Annotated in this window: 14 protein-coding genes; 13 read left to right on the top strand and 1 reads right to left on the bottom strand. The window is 48.1% G+C overall.

Annotated elements, in window-relative coordinates; all coding sequences use genetic code 11:
• The first annotated feature begins 6 nt into the window (after window positions 1–6).
• The 5 genes from ACQCVH_RS13890 (at window position 7) to ACQCVH_RS13870 (ending at window position 7,133) form a co-directional block, all read left to right on the top strand.
• Window positions 7–750 (top strand): alpha/beta hydrolase, encoded by a 744-nt coding sequence (locus tag ACQCVH_RS13890; RefSeq protein ID WP_426836257.1) that lies wholly within the window; start codon window positions 7–9, stop codon window positions 748–750.
• A 242-nt stretch (window positions 751–992) separates the two neighbouring features.
• The gene (locus ACQCVH_RS13885) at window positions 993–2,150 is read left to right on the top strand and encodes an MFS transporter (RefSeq protein WP_426836463.1); all 1,158 of its coding nucleotides are present in this window, start codon (window positions 993–995) and stop codon (window positions 2,148–2,150) included.
• A gap of 183 nt (window positions 2,151–2,333) precedes the next feature.
• Complete coding sequence (locus ACQCVH_RS13880) at window positions 2,334–3,530, top strand: class I SAM-dependent rRNA methyltransferase (RefSeq protein ID WP_426836256.1); 1,197 nt, start codon at window positions 2,334–2,336, stop codon at window positions 3,528–3,530.
• A 70-nt stretch (window positions 3,531–3,600) separates the two neighbouring features.
• Window positions 3,601–4,122 (top strand): YflT domain-containing protein, encoded by a 522-nt coding sequence (locus tag ACQCVH_RS13875; protein WP_426836255.1) that lies wholly within the window; start codon window positions 3,601–3,603, stop codon window positions 4,120–4,122.
• A 284-nt stretch (window positions 4,123–4,406) separates the two neighbouring features.
• Window positions 4,407–7,133, top strand: coding sequence for a GTP-binding protein (locus tag ACQCVH_RS13870; RefSeq protein ID WP_426836254.1), 2,727 nt, complete (start codon window positions 4,407–4,409; stop codon window positions 7,131–7,133).
• Between the two features lie 121 nt (window positions 7,134–7,254).
• On the opposite strand, the gene yiaA is transcribed toward ACQCVH_RS13870, so the two are convergent.
• Complete coding sequence (yiaA, locus tag ACQCVH_RS13865) at window positions 7,255–7,728, bottom strand: inner membrane protein YiaA (protein WP_426836253.1); 474 nt, start codon at window positions 7,726–7,728, stop codon at window positions 7,255–7,257.
• A gap of 333 nt (window positions 7,729–8,061) precedes the next feature.
• On the opposite strand from yiaA, the gene ACQCVH_RS13860 reads away from it, so the two are divergent.
• The 8 genes from ACQCVH_RS13860 (at window position 8,062) to ACQCVH_RS13825 (ending at window position 15,536) form a co-directional block, all read left to right on the top strand.
• The gene (locus ACQCVH_RS13860; RefSeq protein ID WP_426836251.1) at window positions 8,062–8,985 is read left to right on the top strand and encodes an ABC transporter ATP-binding protein; all 924 of its coding nucleotides are present in this window, start codon (window positions 8,062–8,064) and stop codon (window positions 8,983–8,985) included.
• A 3-nt stretch (window positions 8,986–8,988) separates the two neighbouring features.
• Window positions 8,989–9,729, top strand: a complete 741-nt coding sequence (locus ACQCVH_RS13855; protein ID WP_426836250.1) for an ABC transporter permease — start codon at window positions 8,989–8,991, stop codon at window positions 9,727–9,729.
• Window positions 9,730–10,851 carry a sensor histidine kinase gene (locus tag ACQCVH_RS13850; protein ID WP_426836249.1) on the top strand — a complete coding sequence of 374 codons (1,122 nt, stop codon included), beginning with the start codon at window positions 9,730–9,732 and terminating at the stop codon, window positions 10,849–10,851. It abuts the gene before it with no gap.
• A 15-nt stretch (window positions 10,852–10,866) separates the two neighbouring features.
• Entirely contained in the window at window positions 10,867–11,472 is a 606-nt protein-coding gene (locus ACQCVH_RS13845; protein WP_426836248.1) for a response regulator, read from the top strand.
• A gap of 728 nt (window positions 11,473–12,200) precedes the next feature.
• The gene (locus tag ACQCVH_RS13840; RefSeq protein ID WP_426836247.1) at window positions 12,201–13,571 is read left to right on the top strand and encodes an aspartate kinase; all 1,371 of its coding nucleotides are present in this window, start codon (window positions 12,201–12,203) and stop codon (window positions 13,569–13,571) included.
• Window positions 13,572–13,671: 100 nt separating this feature from the next.
• Window positions 13,672–14,070, top strand: coding sequence for a MarR family winged helix-turn-helix transcriptional regulator (locus ACQCVH_RS13835; protein ID WP_426836246.1), 399 nt, complete (start codon window positions 13,672–13,674; stop codon window positions 14,068–14,070).
• The gene (locus ACQCVH_RS13830; protein ID WP_426836245.1) at window positions 14,071–14,412 is read left to right on the top strand and encodes a DUF3147 family protein; all 342 of its coding nucleotides are present in this window, start codon (window positions 14,071–14,073) and stop codon (window positions 14,410–14,412) included. It begins immediately after the preceding gene.
• Between the two features lie 242 nt (window positions 14,413–14,654).
• Window positions 14,655–15,536, top strand: coding sequence for an alpha/beta hydrolase (locus tag ACQCVH_RS13825; RefSeq protein WP_426836244.1), 882 nt, complete (start codon window positions 14,655–14,657; stop codon window positions 15,534–15,536).
• Window positions 15,537–15,552: the final 16 nt, after the last annotated feature.

The raw sequence follows: 15,552 nt of genomic DNA, 5'->3' as shown, positions 1-15,552 counted from the left end.
AGAGAAATGGCGGATAACTATCCAGTACTAAACGGAGCAGAACCGTTTTATTTTGAAGGCGGCAGGACAGGCATCCTGGTTTCGCATGGTTTTACAGGCTCGACCCAAAGCATGAGGCCGCTCGGGGAGGCTTATGCAAAAGCGGGCTATACGGTCTGCGGCCCAAGGCTTAAAGGCCATGGCACCCATTATGAGGAAATGGAGCAAACACAGTACAGCGACTGGATTGCAAGCATTGAAGAAGGCTTCCAATGGCTGAAGGAACGGTGCGATGATATTTTTGTCACGGGATTATCCATGGGAGGGACACTGACGCTTTATATGGCTGAGAAGCATCCCGAAATCAAGGCCATCATCCCAATCAATGCAGCCGTAGAGATTTCGGATATGGAAGGGGCAGCAGGCCTGCAGGACGTCCGCTTCCTCGATGCCATCGGCTCAGATATAAAGAAGGCTGATGTAAAAGAGCTGGCCTATGAAAAGACCCCGGTCAAATCCATCGGCGAAATTGTCCAGTTAATGGAGCTGGTAAAAGGAGGGCTGGCTGACATACAGTGTCCGGCATTGATTTTTGTCTCCAGCGAAGACCACGTTGTCCCGCCTGATAATTCCCGGCTCATCCTTGACCATATCTCAAGCAAAGACAAAAAACTGATTACAATGGAAAACAGCTATCATGTTGCCACGCTGGATAATGATCAGCAGCTGATCATTGATGAGACCTTGGCTTTTATAAAAAAATATCATTAAGAATGGGGGCCCCGGCCTCCTTTTTTTTATGGAAACAGGGTACAATACAGCATTGCTATAAATTAAATAACTGTGTTAACATTTAGTGAATCGAAATATATTTTAAATAGAGTATTTGCTTTGAGCTATATGCCGGAAAAAGGAAAGTCCAACAAAAGGTTTTAGAAATAGATTTTTTTTTGAAAAGGAGGCTGGGCCGCTTGAGTGAACAAAAAGAAAAACTTTGGACGAAATCTTTCGTCATGCTGATGGCAGGGAATTTGTTTGTTTTTATGTCTTTCCAAATGCTGATTCCGACAATGCCGCCATACATAAAATCGATAGGCGCCTCCGGCTTGGAAATCGGCCTGGTCACAACTTTATTCTCTGCGGGCGCAATCCTGTGCAGGCCTTTTATTGGCTATATGCTGGAGTACAGGGCAAGAAAGCTCCTCGTCCTGGCCGGTGCAGCCGCCCTGCTGCTGATCACGCTGGTCTACCCGCTTTCCAGCGCGGTTGTTATGTTTCTTCTCTTCAGGCTGGTGCACGGGCTTGCCTGGGGCTGGTCGACGACTGTCAACGGGACAGCAGCGGTCGATGTTGTTCCGAACTCCCGCCTCGGCGAGGGGATGGGCTATTATGGATTGTCTGTAACTCTCGGGATGATCATTGCACCAAGCCTGGGCATATATTTATTCCAGGTTACGACCTTCGAGAATCTGGTCTATATATCGGCCGGTCTTGGCATCATCAGCATCATACTCCTGGCGCTTGTCAGCTACAGGACGCCCCAGTCGGTGAAGGAAGCGAAAAAAGAGGATTTAGCTTTTTCCTATTTAGGGTCGCTGATTGAAAAATCGAGCTGGTATCCGGCACTTATCACGGTCATCGTCACCTTCGGATATGGATCCATTGTCACTTTCATTGTCATTTTTGGTGAAGAGCGGGGGATAGAGCAGATCTTCCTTTTCTACCTGTTCAATGCCGTCCTGGCATCGGCATCGCGCCCGGCGGCTGGAAAGTGGTTTGACAGAAATGGGCCGAGAGGGCTCGTCCTATTCTGTACACTCATTACGTTCGCCGGGATGTGGGTGCTGTCCTTTGCCCATTCTAGTGTTTTGATTGCAGCCGCCGGAGTTCTGTTCGGGATCGGCTTCGGATCGCTGATTCCGACGCTTCAGTCGTGGACATTATCCCTTACGCCGCCAAACCGCCGGGGTGTTGCCAATGGCATGTTCTTTTCAGCCATCGACCTTGGCATCGGCTTGAGCGGACTGGTATTTGGCGTCATAGCACAGTACGTGGAAACAGGCAGGCTGTTCCAGATCTCGAGTATCTTCCTGCTGATCGCCATCGCCATGATCATGGCTGAAGGACGGAGGCGGAAAAACAGCATAAAGAAACAGGCAGCAGCCGTATAAGGCCGGGGAAGCTTCCCTGGTCTTTTTTTGCTGGGCTGAATTGCTGCGGAAGTTATACAGCCTTGTTTCTTTAGATCTTCTCAGCAATTGGCTTCTCCAGGTGCTGGAATGATAAAATAGAACAAGCGAAAGATACAGCTGGCGAACAGGCCAGCTGATCTCAGGATATAGAAGGGTGATAATATGGCACAGGAAATAAAACTGCGTCTGAAGGCGCGTTCTGATGAAGAGTATAGAAAAGGGCTTCCCCTTGTTTATAAGGATAGAATAGAGAATCTTGCTGATCTGAAGGAGGAGGGGACAATCTTCCGACTGGCAGACAGCAGGAACAAATTTATTGGCAAAGGCTATTATGGCTTGCAGAACAAAGGCTGCGGCTGGATCCTGACGCGCAATGAACAGGAAGAGATCGACCAGGATTTTTTTGAGAGTAAGCTGCAGAAGGCTTTTAAGCACCGGGAGGCATTCTTCAACAGCTCTGATACGACCGCATTTCGCGTCTTCAATGGAGAGGGCGATGGAATCGGCGGGCTGACAATTGATTATTTTGCCGGCTATTATCTGCTGACATGGTACAGTGAAGGCATATACCGGTTTAAAGAGGAAATCCTCCAGTCTTTAAGAAACCTGGCCGATTTTAAAGGAATCTATGAAAAGAAACGCTTTGATGTGAAAGGCTCATATATGGAGGATGATGACTTTGTTGAAGGAGAGCGTGGAGAGTTCCCGCTCATCGTCAAAGAAAACGGCGAAAACTTTGCCATCTACCTGAATGATGGGGCGATGACCGGCGTGTTCCTTGATCAGCGCGATGTCAGGAGGACGATCAGGGATGTATATGCGAAAGGCAGGACTGTCCTCAATACGTTCTCCTATACAGGAGCCTTCTCCATTTTTGCAGCCAAAGGCGGGGCAGTGAAAACAACAAGTGTGGATCTTGCGAACAGGAGCAAAAGCAAAACGATTGAACAGTTCAGCATCAACGGGATCGACTATGAGGCACAGGATATCATTGTAGAGGATGTCTTCCATTATTTTAAATATGCCGTAAGGAAAAAGCTTCTGTTTGATATGGTGATTCTTGATCCGCCGAGCTTTGCCCGCTCCAAGAAGCATACCTTCAGTGCAAGCAAGGATTATAAGAACCTGCTGAAGGAAGCGATTGCGATCACGGAAAAGGACGGCATCATCGTCGCTTCCACCAACTGCAGCACATTTGATATGGGCAAGTTCAAAGGATTTATAGAAGCAGCCTTTAAGGAAAGCGGCGGAAAGTACAAGCTGCTGGAGGAATTCTCCCTGCCAAAGGATTTCCGGACAATCAGTGAGTTCAAGGAAGGGAATTATTTGAAGGTCGCATTCATCCGCAAGCTGTCTTGATTATGCCTGCGTTTTGCCTGCATCAGTAAAGGGTAAACAGCCTATATATGATTTTCATATAGGAGGCATAATGATGAAACGCGATATTATCGGTGTATACAGTTCAATAGATGAAACAATCGAGGCGATCAGGGACCTTACTGCCAAGGGCTATGATTCAAAGGACCTGGCTGTCATTTCGAAGCGGCAGGATATTTACACTCTTGATGCGTACACAAATGCAGATGTAGAAAAGACGGCCGGCTCAGCTCCGGAAGAGCATGACGATGAATCGTTCTGGGATAAACTGAAAGAAGCGTTCTCGCTGGACGGCGACTTTGGCGAATCCCATGAAAGGCTGACAAAGTACGGAATTGCTGAGGAAAATGTAGAGTCATATGCAGCAGATATGGATAATGACAAGATTCTCCTGGCTGTAAATGCAGATTCTGCGTTTGCCAACGCGGAGACCGGTGCGGATGAGTGGTATGGCGCAGGCCGGATCGAGAGCGAAGAGGAAGCGGAAGGCACGGCAGGCAGCCCATCATTTTCCGGGGAGCAAACCGTCTATACAACAGATGAACAAAACAACCTGAGAAGAGGCTCCCGCTAAGGGCTTCCATCCAGCATCAGCGCGAACCCGCCTTCTTTCAAGGCGGGTTTTGCTTGATTCAGGCTGTTTCAGGCAGTGCAGAAAGAAGAGGCTGCGTAAATTTTTCCATATCTGAAGGTTGCTGTTAGAATTATTACAGAAGGAAACATTTCTGTATCAAAAATGAAAGTAAAATGAAATTTGTTGCATTCCATTCTTTGCTAGAATACAAGGATAGAGAGTGCAGAATAAAAGGAATCTCTTTAGCATATAGTAGGTCAATCTATTTACATAAGGGGATAACGATGACGATAGAACAACAATTAATCGATAAATCATATTACGGGATGTTCATGGAAGGCCGGAGCGGCGAGCAGCCTGCACAGGTGCTCGGCGAGGCATATTTCCTTGAACAGAAAAAAGAAATACCGGAGCTCTCGGTCATCAGGTTCGCACAGGGTGAAATCTATTTCCACCATAAAGACTATGAATCTGCCATTTTCAAATGGGAAAACATACATAACGAACTAGGGGAGTGGGCCAAAAAAAATACGGCTGACGCCTATATGGAGCTGGAGCTGCATGCAACAGCCGAGGAAATCTATAAAAGCATCGGGACAGAATCCCTTGTACTCCAGACAGAGGTCCTGCTCCAGCTGTTTTCCTTATATGTCCATCAGGGCAAGCTTGACAAGGCTGTGCAGACAATCAAAGAAGCTGTCCTCCTCAATCCGGATTATCCGGATGTAACAGAGCTTGCAAGAGTGTTTTTCGAAAAGCACCAGGATTGGGGCAATGCCATTGAACTTGCCGTCAATGAAGGTGTCCGCACCAGCTCGCTCAAATGGTTTGAGGTCCTGAACGGCTATATTGATCAAGGGGCGGCAAGGAAACTTGAGCCTGTTTATTTCCTTGAAGCGCTGAAAACGGTCTTTTATAAAGATGAATCAAGGTTTGAAAAGCTGTCTGTCTCCCTATGGCAGCATTATCAGAATCAAAGCAGCAGCCACCAATGGCTTAAGGATTTCAATGGGATGATGCTGGAGCTTGAAGCAGACCGCTCTTATGCATGGCATGAACTGTCCGCTATGTACAGGGAGACGTACCTGCAGCTTATCACAAGCAATTATTATGTGAAGGAATTGACTCCGCTCGTTCCTGAGCTGCTCGTGAACTGGGTCAGGATTACAGATTCCGCCAACGCGGTGCACGCTTCCGCCGCATTGCTTGCCTGGAATAAGCTATTTGCCGGTATCGAGCCTGGTGCTGTTGCGGATGCAGAAAATCTAATCGGCCGCTCAAGCCTTTACAACGGAGGGCTGGAAGACAGCTACAAATTGTTTGTGGATATTAAGAAGTGGGCCATTAAAAATGATATTCCGCTTGGCCAGAGGCTGGAATGGATGGTTGAGGAGCTCCTCGACCTTGATAACAGTCATGTCCTTCTTGCCGGCAGGCCTGGAAGCGGAAAGTCCGCCTTCATTAATTATGTGCTGGGCAAGCCGGTTCTGGGAGAGGACACAGCTTCCATCAGCATGTTCAAGGCAGGGGAAGACGCAGCCTTCAGTGAGGTCACCGACAGCGGGCTGATCATGATGAAAGATCTCCCGCAATATCAGGAAAATGAGGCGGCCGCTGCCCTTGAAGGAGAAAGGGTTGCCTTTGATTGCCGCGTCCCTGTCCCATTCCTGCAGGAAAACAGGATTGCGCTCATTGACACGCCGGGAGCTAAAGGAAGCGGCCGTGCAAGTGGAGAACTGGCTCACTATCTCCCGCTTGCAGACAGGATTTTATATGTTATCAATGCAGCTGAAGGCCTTGTAGAGGAGGACCTTCTGCTCCTGGAAAAAATCCGCGGAAGCGTCCCTTCCAAGCAGGTGCACTTCCTGCTGAACAAGGTGGACAGGATTCATGATCAGCATGAGGCGGAAAGGCTGGTCGACGAGTTAACCTCACAAATCCAGTCGTATTTCCCGGAAGGAAAAGTATTCGCTTTTTCCTCCCATTACGGAAGCCGGGAGCAGCTGGCAGATTTGGCCGGATTTTTCGATGACACCTTGAGCCGCGACTGGTATGAGGTCCGGACACAAAGTGTGCTCAGCTACATCCAGCGCGCCTTAAGCTATCTGCTTGAAAAGCGGGTGGAGGTGGAAAACTCGCTCCAAGAGGATATCCGCTGGAACGAAGAGATGGTCACAAAGCTGAATGGCGCCATCAACCAGCTCAGCGATATTGAAGAAGAAAAGATAAGGACGATTACAAAATCCTACCAGTCCATCAAAGACCGGATGAAGACGAAGCTTGAAGAAGAAATCCCGGGAATCCTCCGGGGCACTTCCGAGCTGGTCACAGAGGAAAGCGACTTCCGGAAAATCCATCTGGAGCTGAACGAAGCAATGAACGAGCGTGTCCAGCAGTATCTGGAAAACTCCGTCCTGCCTGAATTCTATGGCAGCATCCAGAAGTGGATTGCCCTCACAACAGAAGAGTTCAATCACAGCCAGGCTTATCTGTATGAAATGGGCGAAGGATTCAATGAATTATATGGAGAAGAGAAAATCAGGCTTGAGTGCGATTTCAAAGTGCTGGATGACTGGCGGAGGGATGCCGACAGGATGACAAGCGGGGTAAGGATGGAGAAGGTGAATATCCTATTGCGCTTCACTCCTTCGCAATTCCTGCTGAAGAGCGCCGGAAAGCTGTTTGGCGCAATCCCTCAGAACAAAGGCATGCTATACAATAAGTATAAGCAATTCCTCGAAAATGAGGATTACAGCGAAAGCGTCGACAGCATCGTCAGCAAGTTCATGCAGCAGTTTGAACTGTTCGAAAAAGCACTGGAGAGGGATATTAAAATTTTCTTCCGCAATCCATTCAGTGTGCTCAATATGACAGTTGAGGAAACCCTGAACATCATTGAAGCGAACGGGGTGGCCCTCAGCAAAATGAAGGAAAATCCGGAGGCTTACCGCGATCCGATTACTTTGTTTGAGCTTAGAAAGCTCCAGTATGAGCAGATGGTTCGTGCATAGGGGAGTTTGTATTTCACTAAATAAAAGACTGGCCAGGATTATTACTGGCCAGTCTTTTTGCGTTTTTTCAGCAGGATTAATGTCATGGTCTGTTCAGAAGCTGCGTGCTTTTGCTGCTGCTTCAATCCCTGTCTTTTGCCTGCTGTGTATCCCGGATATTCTTCTGGACTGTAATGGCAGCAAAGATGCTGAGTACAAATGACATGGCATAAAAACCTTTTTCGCTCAGGATAATGCTTCCTGCATTGTACAAGCCGATAGCAATTAATAAAACGGCAACAATAAGTGCGAACCAGCTCAGTCCATAATAGATGCCGGTAACCGGTATTCCCTCTTCCTTGTCTCTAACCGCCTTTTGCAAAGAGACTGCTGAGTAGAGCCCAAAGATCAGGACAGCGAAATAATATCCTTTTTCGTTCAGCTGCATGGTGTCAGCATTAAACAGCCCGATCAGATAGGCTGCCACTCCGACAAGCAGAGCCGCCCATGAAGCGCCTTTAAAAGCGGCAGTCGGTTCCCCTTCTTTCCGTTCTTCCTTCTTTTTCGGCGCATTATTAGTGCCTTTATCTAATAAAACATCATCTTCATAAGCCAATCCAAATCGCCTCCAGTTAGTCGAATAAATTATAGCACTGCAAAAGCCTGCAGCACTCTTCTTCCAACATCTATTATATAGAAAATTTTTGAAATTAATAGAAAAATTTGCAGCAGGCTTTTGTTTTTAGCGTACCAGGTACCGTTCGTGGACAGATAGGGTGAAAGTGTCTTTTTAGGGTACCAGGTACCATCCGTGGACAGAATGGGCCAAAGTGTCCTTTTCGCATACCAGGTACCAAATGACATTTGTCATATGATTTTGATGACATGAGGTACTAATGAGTACGGCTGGAAAGTTTTACAATGAAATTAATTAATAGAGACGGAGCTGATGAGTATGCAGCAGGCAGTTGTTTTTGAAAATGTGGTGAAGGCATATGGTTCTTTCAGGGCGCTTGATGGATTGAATTTGAAGGTCAATGCGGGGGAGGTTACTGCGCTCCTGGGGCCGAACGGAGCCGGAAAGACCACCGCGGTGGGGCTGATGCTGAATATGCTCAAGCCTACCTCAGGCAAGATTGAAATATTCGGGCGGGAGCCGAAGAGCAAGGAGCTCAGGGAAATGACGGGGGCCCTGCTCCAGGAAACAAAGCCTGCAGACGGCTTGCGTACAGGCGAGATCCTCCAGCTTTTCCGCAGCTATTATAAAAATCCCTTATCGTATGAAAGGCTGCTGGATCTTTCAGGGCTGCATAAGGAAGAAAAAAGGAAGGCCACTGCTCTTTCAGGGGGTCAGCGGAGGCGGCTTGCATTCGCGCAGGCACTCGCAGGCAATCCCAGTCTGATTATACTGGATGAACCGACTGTCGGGATGGATGTGGAGTCAAGATTCCGCTTTTGGGAGGTGATCAGTACTCTTGCAAATGACGGGAAAACGATTTTCCTGACTACCCACTACCTGGAAGAGGCGGATGCTGTTTCTGACCAGATCTGTGTGATGGCAGAAGGGAAGCTGATTGCTTCCGGGACTCCGGAGGCACTTAAGGCAAGGGTGTCATCAAGGACTGTTTCCTTCCGCTCTTCCCAGGAGCTGGACCTGAATCTCCTGAATGGACTGCCGGGCGTCGAGAGGGCGGAGAAAAGCGGAAATGCTTATTCTCTTTATGCAAGGGAAACGGATGAATTATTGCGGAACATTATTTCATCAGGCTGGGAAATCAGGGATGTCCAGGTATCCTCAGGCAGCCTGGAAGCCGCTTTCAGGCAGCTGACAGACATACAGGATCAGCATTCAGAAAATAAGGAAGGTGCGTAAAATATGCAGATGTTTATTTCCCAATGGAAGGCAGAGAGCCTCCGGATCATCAGGAGTCCATTTTTCCCGCTGTTTTCCCTTTTGATGCCATTTGTGTTTTACTTTCTGTTCACCAGCTTGAATGGCGCGGATAAGGAAATAGCGGACACTTCATGGGGGGCATACTCACTTATGTCCATGACCGCTTTTTCACTGATAGGGACGGCGACTTCCCAGTTTGGCATCCGCCTTGCTTTTGAAAGGAAGGAAGGGTGGATCCGCCAGCTTCAGCTTACACCTTTGTCCCACTTCACCTGGATCAGCGCCAAAGTTGCCTCGCAGATGCTGATCCATCTGCTCATCATCCTGCTGCTTTTCCCGCTGGCAGCTATTGTTTATGACCTTCATCTTACTCCCCTGCAGTGGGCCGCCTGTACAATATGGCTGCTGTGCGGAAGCCTCCCGTTCCTGGCACTGGGCGCCCTTGTCGGCACGATGCGGAACGCGGATGCTGCAATTGCGATTTCAAATGTCCTGCTAATGGGGCTCGCGATTGCCGGCGGGCTGTGGATGCCATTGGAAGCACTGCCGGAATGGCTGCAGAGCATCGGCAAATGGCTGCCATCCTACCATTATGCAAATGGGGCATGGGAAGTGCTGTCAGGCAATCTCATCTCATTGGAAAATATTTTCTATCTTGGCGCCTGCACGGTTTTATTTATGGTACTATCAAGCTATATTCTAAAGAAACGGGATGCGGTATAAGTGAATCCTTACTGGAAAAAGTTATTTCCTGCCTCGGAAGGCTGGCCGCCGTATATCTATCTGGCCAACTTTGCACTGCCTGTATATTTCATGCTTGGGGAAGCCCCGCTTAAGAGGGAAGCGGGCTTTTTCCTGCTGCTGGCCTACCTCTTTTTTTACAGGCATCTGTACTGGTCCAGAAATTATGAAACTCTCATCATTGCATTGATGGTCGGCATGACGCTGTTATTCAGCTTTTTCTATAATCCTCTGTATCTGTATCTCATCTTTCTGGTGCTCAATCATCTGGTCAGGCTGCCGCTGAAAACGATATATATCATGTGTGCATGCTTTGGTGCAGCCAGTGCAGCTGTCATGGTCCAATCGGGCCTTTACCTCGAGCCTCTCATGCTCTCCGGTATAAGCCCGCCCTTATTCGGGGGAACCATCCTGCCTTTTGTTGTAAAAGCTTCTGCAAAATACAAAGATATGTCAGAGCAGCTGCAGGTGGCCAATATGCAGATCGAGCGCCTGGCACAGCAGGAGGAAAGGCAGAGGATTGCGAGGGAGCTTCATGATACACTCGGCCACACCCTTTCCTTGATCGCACTGAAAAGCGAGCTCACAGCCCGGCTGGCCTCCAAGGACCCAATCAGGACGGAGAAGGAAGCAATGGAAATCCAGCAGACGGCGAGAACAGCTTTGAAGGAGATGCGTGACCTTGTTTCTGATATGAATCTTGTCCGGCTTGAAGAGGAAATCGGGCATGCGCAGACGCTTTGTGCGGCTGCCGGCATAGAATTCATCTATGAAACACATCCTTCACTGGCTGGAATGACACCGCTCCAGGAGAGGATTCTGGCTATGTGTGTGCGCGAATCAATCACCAACATGGTCAAATACAGCAGGGCAGCCAGATGTGTACTGTCCGCAGCTGAAACAGAGGAAAGAATTCAGCTCTCTCTCCGGGATAATGGAGTAGGGTTTGATATATCTAAGATCGCCAGGCAATCGGGAAATGGGCTTGCGGGGATGAAGGAAAGGCTCCAGCTTGTAGAAGGGAGCCTCAAGATCAGTTCGGCACCAGGAAAAGGAACGGATGTAATGATGAGCATCCCGCTGGTCATCAGGGAAGGATTTTAAAGGGGGAGATGGCAAATGATCAGGATTGTACTGGGTGAGGACCAGCGCCTGCTGCTAGGCGCACTCGCCTCTCTTTTGGAGCTGGAGGAAGATATTGAAGTGGCTGCACAGGGGGAAAATGGCAGGGAAACCCTGGAGCTCGTCGAAAAGCACCAGCCTGATGTATTAATCGTAGATATTGAAATGCCGCTGATGACCGGGCTGGAGGTGGCAGAGGCGCTGAAGGATTCCGGTTCATCCTGCAGGGTGATCATTCTCACTACATTTGCGCGGCCAGGCTATTTCCAGCGTGCGATTGCAGCTGGAGTGGGCGGCTATCTGCTCAAAGATACCCCGAGCAGGGACCTGGCAGAGGCAGTCCGCCGGGTGCATGCCGGCAACAGAATGATTTCACCGGAGCTTTCCCTTGCCATGTGGGAGGAAAAAAGCCCGCTCACCCCAAGGGAAACCGAAATACTTGAATCGGCTGCCGCAGGGCATACAATGGCCCAGATTGCCTCACAGCTGTATTTATCGCACGGAACAGTCCGAAACTATATGTCCGAAATCATTGGCAAGCTTGGGGCCGCCAACCGGATTGAAGCCGTCAATCAGGCAAAAGCGAAGGGCTGGATTAAATAGAGTTAGTAAAATAAGTGGGAATCAGGCTCTGGCTTTTTGCCGGGGCCTTTTTTGTGTAAGGGGTGTGCTGGGGCGGCAATAAGTATATGAAAGGATGAGGGAAGGGCAAGGTATGTATGGCGGGATCGGCTCTGGAGTAATTGATTGATGTGGAGAAGAGGGAGTCATGTTTCCCGGGAGCGTTTTGGAGTACATGAGTGGTGCGGAAAAGAGGATGTCATGTATCTCGGGAGTGTTCTGAAGTGCATGAGTGGTGCGGAAAAGAGGAAGTCATGTATCCCGGGAGCGTTTTGGGGTACATGAGTGGTGCGGAAAAGAGGAAGTCATGTATCTTGGGAGTGTTCTGAAGTGCATGAGTGGTGCGGAAAAGAGGAAGTCATGTATCCCGGGAGCGTTTTGGGGTACATGAGTGCTGCGGAGAAGAGGAAGTCATGTATCCTGGGAGCGTTTTGGGGTACATGAGTGGTGCGGAAAAGAGGAAGTCATGTATGTCGGGAGTGTTCTGAGTACATAATCAGCGGTAAAAAGGGAGTGGGATGTATCCCGCCATCGGAATCTGTGCAGCACATACCTGCATTCACGCAATCCCTAACGCTAATCATACTTTTGTCCGTCCTTAAAAAACATTTGTATTTTCCAAAAGGAAAAACTATTGATTTTTCTGCTTTAAAGCGTGATAATAAGAGTTAAATTTTAGCAGGGAAACTGCAGCTATGGGAGATGTAAAAATGAAGGTTGTTAAGTTTGGCGGTTCTTCTCTTGCTTCCGGCCGTGCAGTCGAAAAGGTCTTTGAGATTGCAGCAGCCGATGAGAGCCGTAAAATCATTGTTGTATCAGCTCCGGGCAAGCGATTTCCGGAGGATGAGAAAGTGACAGATATGCTGATTGACTGCGGGATATATGCCCTTGAGAATAAGGGGGTGCCTCCGAAGCTGGAAAAGATTGTTGAACGGTACAGCCGGATCGCAGCAGAGCTGGGCCTTGGGGCAGATGCAGAAGAAGAAGTCAGAGGCCGGCTCCTGGATACAATGGCCTCCGGCAAAGAGCGGCCGGAATACTTCCTTGAAAAAGTAAAGGCATGCGGCGAGGATTTGAATGCGAGATTGATAGCCGAATATTTCACCTATAGGGGAGTTGAAGCGGCATACGTCAATCCGGGGGAGGCCGGGCTTTATGTGACGGATGAACCCGGCAATGCAAGGGCGCTTCCTGAGGCCTACTTCCATTTAAAGTCATTGCGGGAGCGCAAAGGCATCATTATTTTTCCCGGCTTTTTTGGCTACAGCAAGCAAGGCGATGTTCTTACTTTTTCAAGGAGCGGTTCGGATATTACCGGATCGATATTGGCAAATGGCATTGAAGCGGAGCTTTATGAAAATTTCACCGATGTGGATGCTGTCTATTCGGTGAATCCCCACACGGTAAGTTCGCCGAAGGAAATCAGGGAGCTTACATATAGGGAAATGCGGGAGCTGTCTTATGCAGGGTTTTCTGTATTCCACGATGAAGCGCTGATACCGGCTTACAAGGCTGGCATCACCGTTAATGTGAAAAATACCAATAATCCGGAGGCCCCCGGCACCAGGATTGTGGGAGAAAGGGACAATACAAACGGGCCGGTCATCGGAATTGCCAGTGATAAAGGATTCTGCAGTATCTATGTAAGCAAATATCTAATGAACCGGGAAATCGGCTTTGGCCGCAAAATCCTGCAGATCCTCGAGGATTTTGGCTTGTCCTATGAACATACTCCTTCAGGCATCGATGATCTTTCCATTATTCTAAGGCAGCACCAATTTGATCAAGCTGCTGAGGAACAAATAGCGGCAAGGATCAAGGAAGAGCTGGAGGCAGACGAAGTGGTCATTGAACACGATCTTGCCCTCATTATGGTTGTCGGCGAAGGGATGAGGCATAATGTAGGCACGATGGCCAGGGCTTCAAAGGCGCTGGCTGCAGCGAAGGTAAATATAGAGATGATCAACCAGGGCTCATCTGAGGTGAGCATGATGTTCGGTGTAAAAGAAAATGATGAAAGTAGGGCTGTCAAAGCGCTTTATGAAGAGTTTTTTGAACCGGCCCGGACAGCTGTAAGATAGTTTAGGGAACCTGATTGCATGGCAGTCAGGTATTTTTCTGTGTTATTATATCGTTATATACGATATAATCGTCTATAACGATTTAAATTGGGGGAATAAGATGATTGATCAAATCAATGAATATTTTACCGATATATATTTCCATCTTCACCCTGAACAGCAAGAGCCCATTTCTCACCAAAGCGTACGCATTCTGCAAATGGTAGATAAAAGACAATCCGTCATGATCCGCGATATTGCTTCGCTGCTGTCCATTTCACATAATACAGCTTCGGAGCATGTGAAAAAGCTGACAGCGGGCGGATGGCTTTATAAAGAGCGGGACGAAAAGGACCAGCGAAAGGTGTATTTGCACCTCACAGAATCAGGCAAGAGGATGCTTAAAAAGAATACAGAACTGGACGGGGAAAAACTGAGGGCAGCATTCGAAAAACTGTCTGCAGAAGAAAGGCAGCAGATTTTCAATGCGTTTAAGCTGCTGAGTGAGGCATCCAAATAAATGTATATGTTCATAAAAATTTTAAGCTCTGCAGCAATTATTGGCATCATCACGGAATTGGCAAGGAGGTTCCCGGTCTATGGAGGCATGATCGCGGCCTTGCCGCTGGTCAGTCTGCTGAGTATCATCTGGCTGTCTGTCCAGGGGGAATCTGCACAGAATGTCACTCGATTCACTCTGGGTGTTCTGTCTGGCCTCCCTGCCACAATCATCATGCTGCTTGTCATTTATGCTGCCTTCAAACATGCAATCCAGCTGCCTTTGGCAATTATAATGGGGATCGCAGCATGGGGGATTTTCTTACTGGTTCAAAATTATTTCGTGCAATCATTTATTAGATGAAAAGGTTTCCTTCAATCACACAAATAACAGGCGTAACTCCAAGGCAGGGTTATGCTTCTTTTCGTGGAATAGTTTTATAGAAAAATAGTACTTACTATTATCCGGAAGCAAAAACGGGAATGAAGAAAAATGAAAAAGAGATCCGGAAAAACCGGTGGATTTATAATCAATACCACTGCTGGAGCAATCAGGTATAAATGCATATCATTCCAGCTAAAATGTTAAAAAGTGAGGTTATCCTTATGTTCACTGTTATGGTTGCAAAAATGCTGCGGCTTCTTCCTAATCAAGCGAAAAAGAAACCTATGATTCCCCAGCAGCAGGTAAAAATGAAAAAAGATGTGCTGGTAGAAACCTCTGTTCAGCCTGCCGGCATTTCTATATATTATCCTCTGGAATCAGAGCAGGAAAGCTTTCCTGTCTATATCAACTTCCATGGCGGAGCGTTCATCATGAATGAAAAAGAGATGGATGATCCTTATTGCCGCTACCTGGCCAATCAGGCAAAATGTGCTGTTATTAATGTGGATTATGCAAAAGCACCGGAATACCCTTTTCCGAAGCCGATTGAACAATGCTATGAAGTGATGCAATGGATAAAGAAAAACGCCGGGGATTTAAATATCGATGCGGACAAGATCATGGTTGGAGGACAAAGTTCAGGGGCAAATCTAGCGGCAGCCCTCTGTCTCAGCATGGAAGAAAGAGGGGACAGCCAGCCGATCCTCCAAGTGCTGTCCTGCCCAATGCTGGATTTTGTTACCCCGCATGCAGAGAAACCGGAACCGGATAAATGGCGTGCCAGATATCCGCAGGCGGCCCATTTTTTAAACATGTGCTATGTACCTGGCAAAGAACAAGCAGAGCATCCCCACGCTTCCCCTGTCCGTGCTGAGGTGAGCGGCCGTTTGGCTCCTGCCCTTATTCTCATAGCGGAGTACGATGCTTTCAGGCCGGAAGCCGAATGTTATGCTGAGAAGTTAAAAGCAGCCGGGGTGAACGTTCAAGAGGAGCTGTTCCGGGACTGCAGACATGCTTTTACTCATAATGGCCCAAAAGAAAGGGCAGAAGAAGCTTGGGAGCTGATCGCACGGAAAATCAAAGCGGCGGCTGAATCATATTGAAATAAGCATCTCACCT

Origin of the sequence: Bacillus infantis, assembly GCF_050107595.1 — a bacterium.
Classification (GTDB): Bacteria; Bacillota; Bacilli; order Bacillales; family Cytobacillaceae; genus Bacillus_AB; species Bacillus_AB infantis_C.
Note: the sequence above shows the minus strand (reverse complement) of the source record. Positions and strands in the feature narration are given on the sequence as shown.

Bases quoted from the DNA above. Each gene is read 5' to 3' on its own strand.
- ACQCVH_RS13890 (WP_426836257.1), top strand. From the start codon at position 7: ATGGCGGATAACTATCCAGTACTAAACGGAGCAGAACCGTTTTATTTT.
- ACQCVH_RS13885 (WP_426836463.1), top strand. From the start codon at position 993: ATGCTGATGGCAGGGAATTTGTTTGTTTTTATGTCTTTCCAAATGCTG.
- ACQCVH_RS13880 (WP_426836256.1), top strand. From the start codon at position 2,334: ATGGCACAGGAAATAAAACTGCGTCTGAAGGCGCGTTCTGATGAAGAG.
- ACQCVH_RS13875 (WP_426836255.1), top strand. From the start codon at position 3,601: ATGATGAAACGCGATATTATCGGTGTATACAGTTCAATAGATGAAACA.
- ACQCVH_RS13870 (WP_426836254.1), top strand. From the start codon at position 4,407: ATGACGATAGAACAACAATTAATCGATAAATCATATTACGGGATGTTC.
- ACQCVH_RS13860 (WP_426836251.1), top strand. From the start codon at position 8,062: ATGAGTATGCAGCAGGCAGTTGTTTTTGAAAATGTGGTGAAGGCATAT.
- ACQCVH_RS13855 (WP_426836250.1), top strand. From the start codon at position 8,989: ATGCAGATGTTTATTTCCCAATGGAAGGCAGAGAGCCTCCGGATCATC.
- ACQCVH_RS13845 (WP_426836248.1), top strand. From the start codon at position 10,867: ATGATCAGGATTGTACTGGGTGAGGACCAGCGCCTGCTGCTAGGCGCA.
- ACQCVH_RS13840 (WP_426836247.1), top strand. From the start codon at position 12,201: ATGAAGGTTGTTAAGTTTGGCGGTTCTTCTCTTGCTTCCGGCCGTGCA.
- ACQCVH_RS13835 (WP_426836246.1), top strand. From the start codon at position 13,672: ATGATTGATCAAATCAATGAATATTTTACCGATATATATTTCCATCTT.
- ACQCVH_RS13830 (WP_426836245.1), top strand. From the start codon at position 14,071: ATGTATATGTTCATAAAAATTTTAAGCTCTGCAGCAATTATTGGCATC.
- ACQCVH_RS13825 (WP_426836244.1), top strand. From the start codon at position 14,655: ATGTTCACTGTTATGGTTGCAAAAATGCTGCGGCTTCTTCCTAATCAA.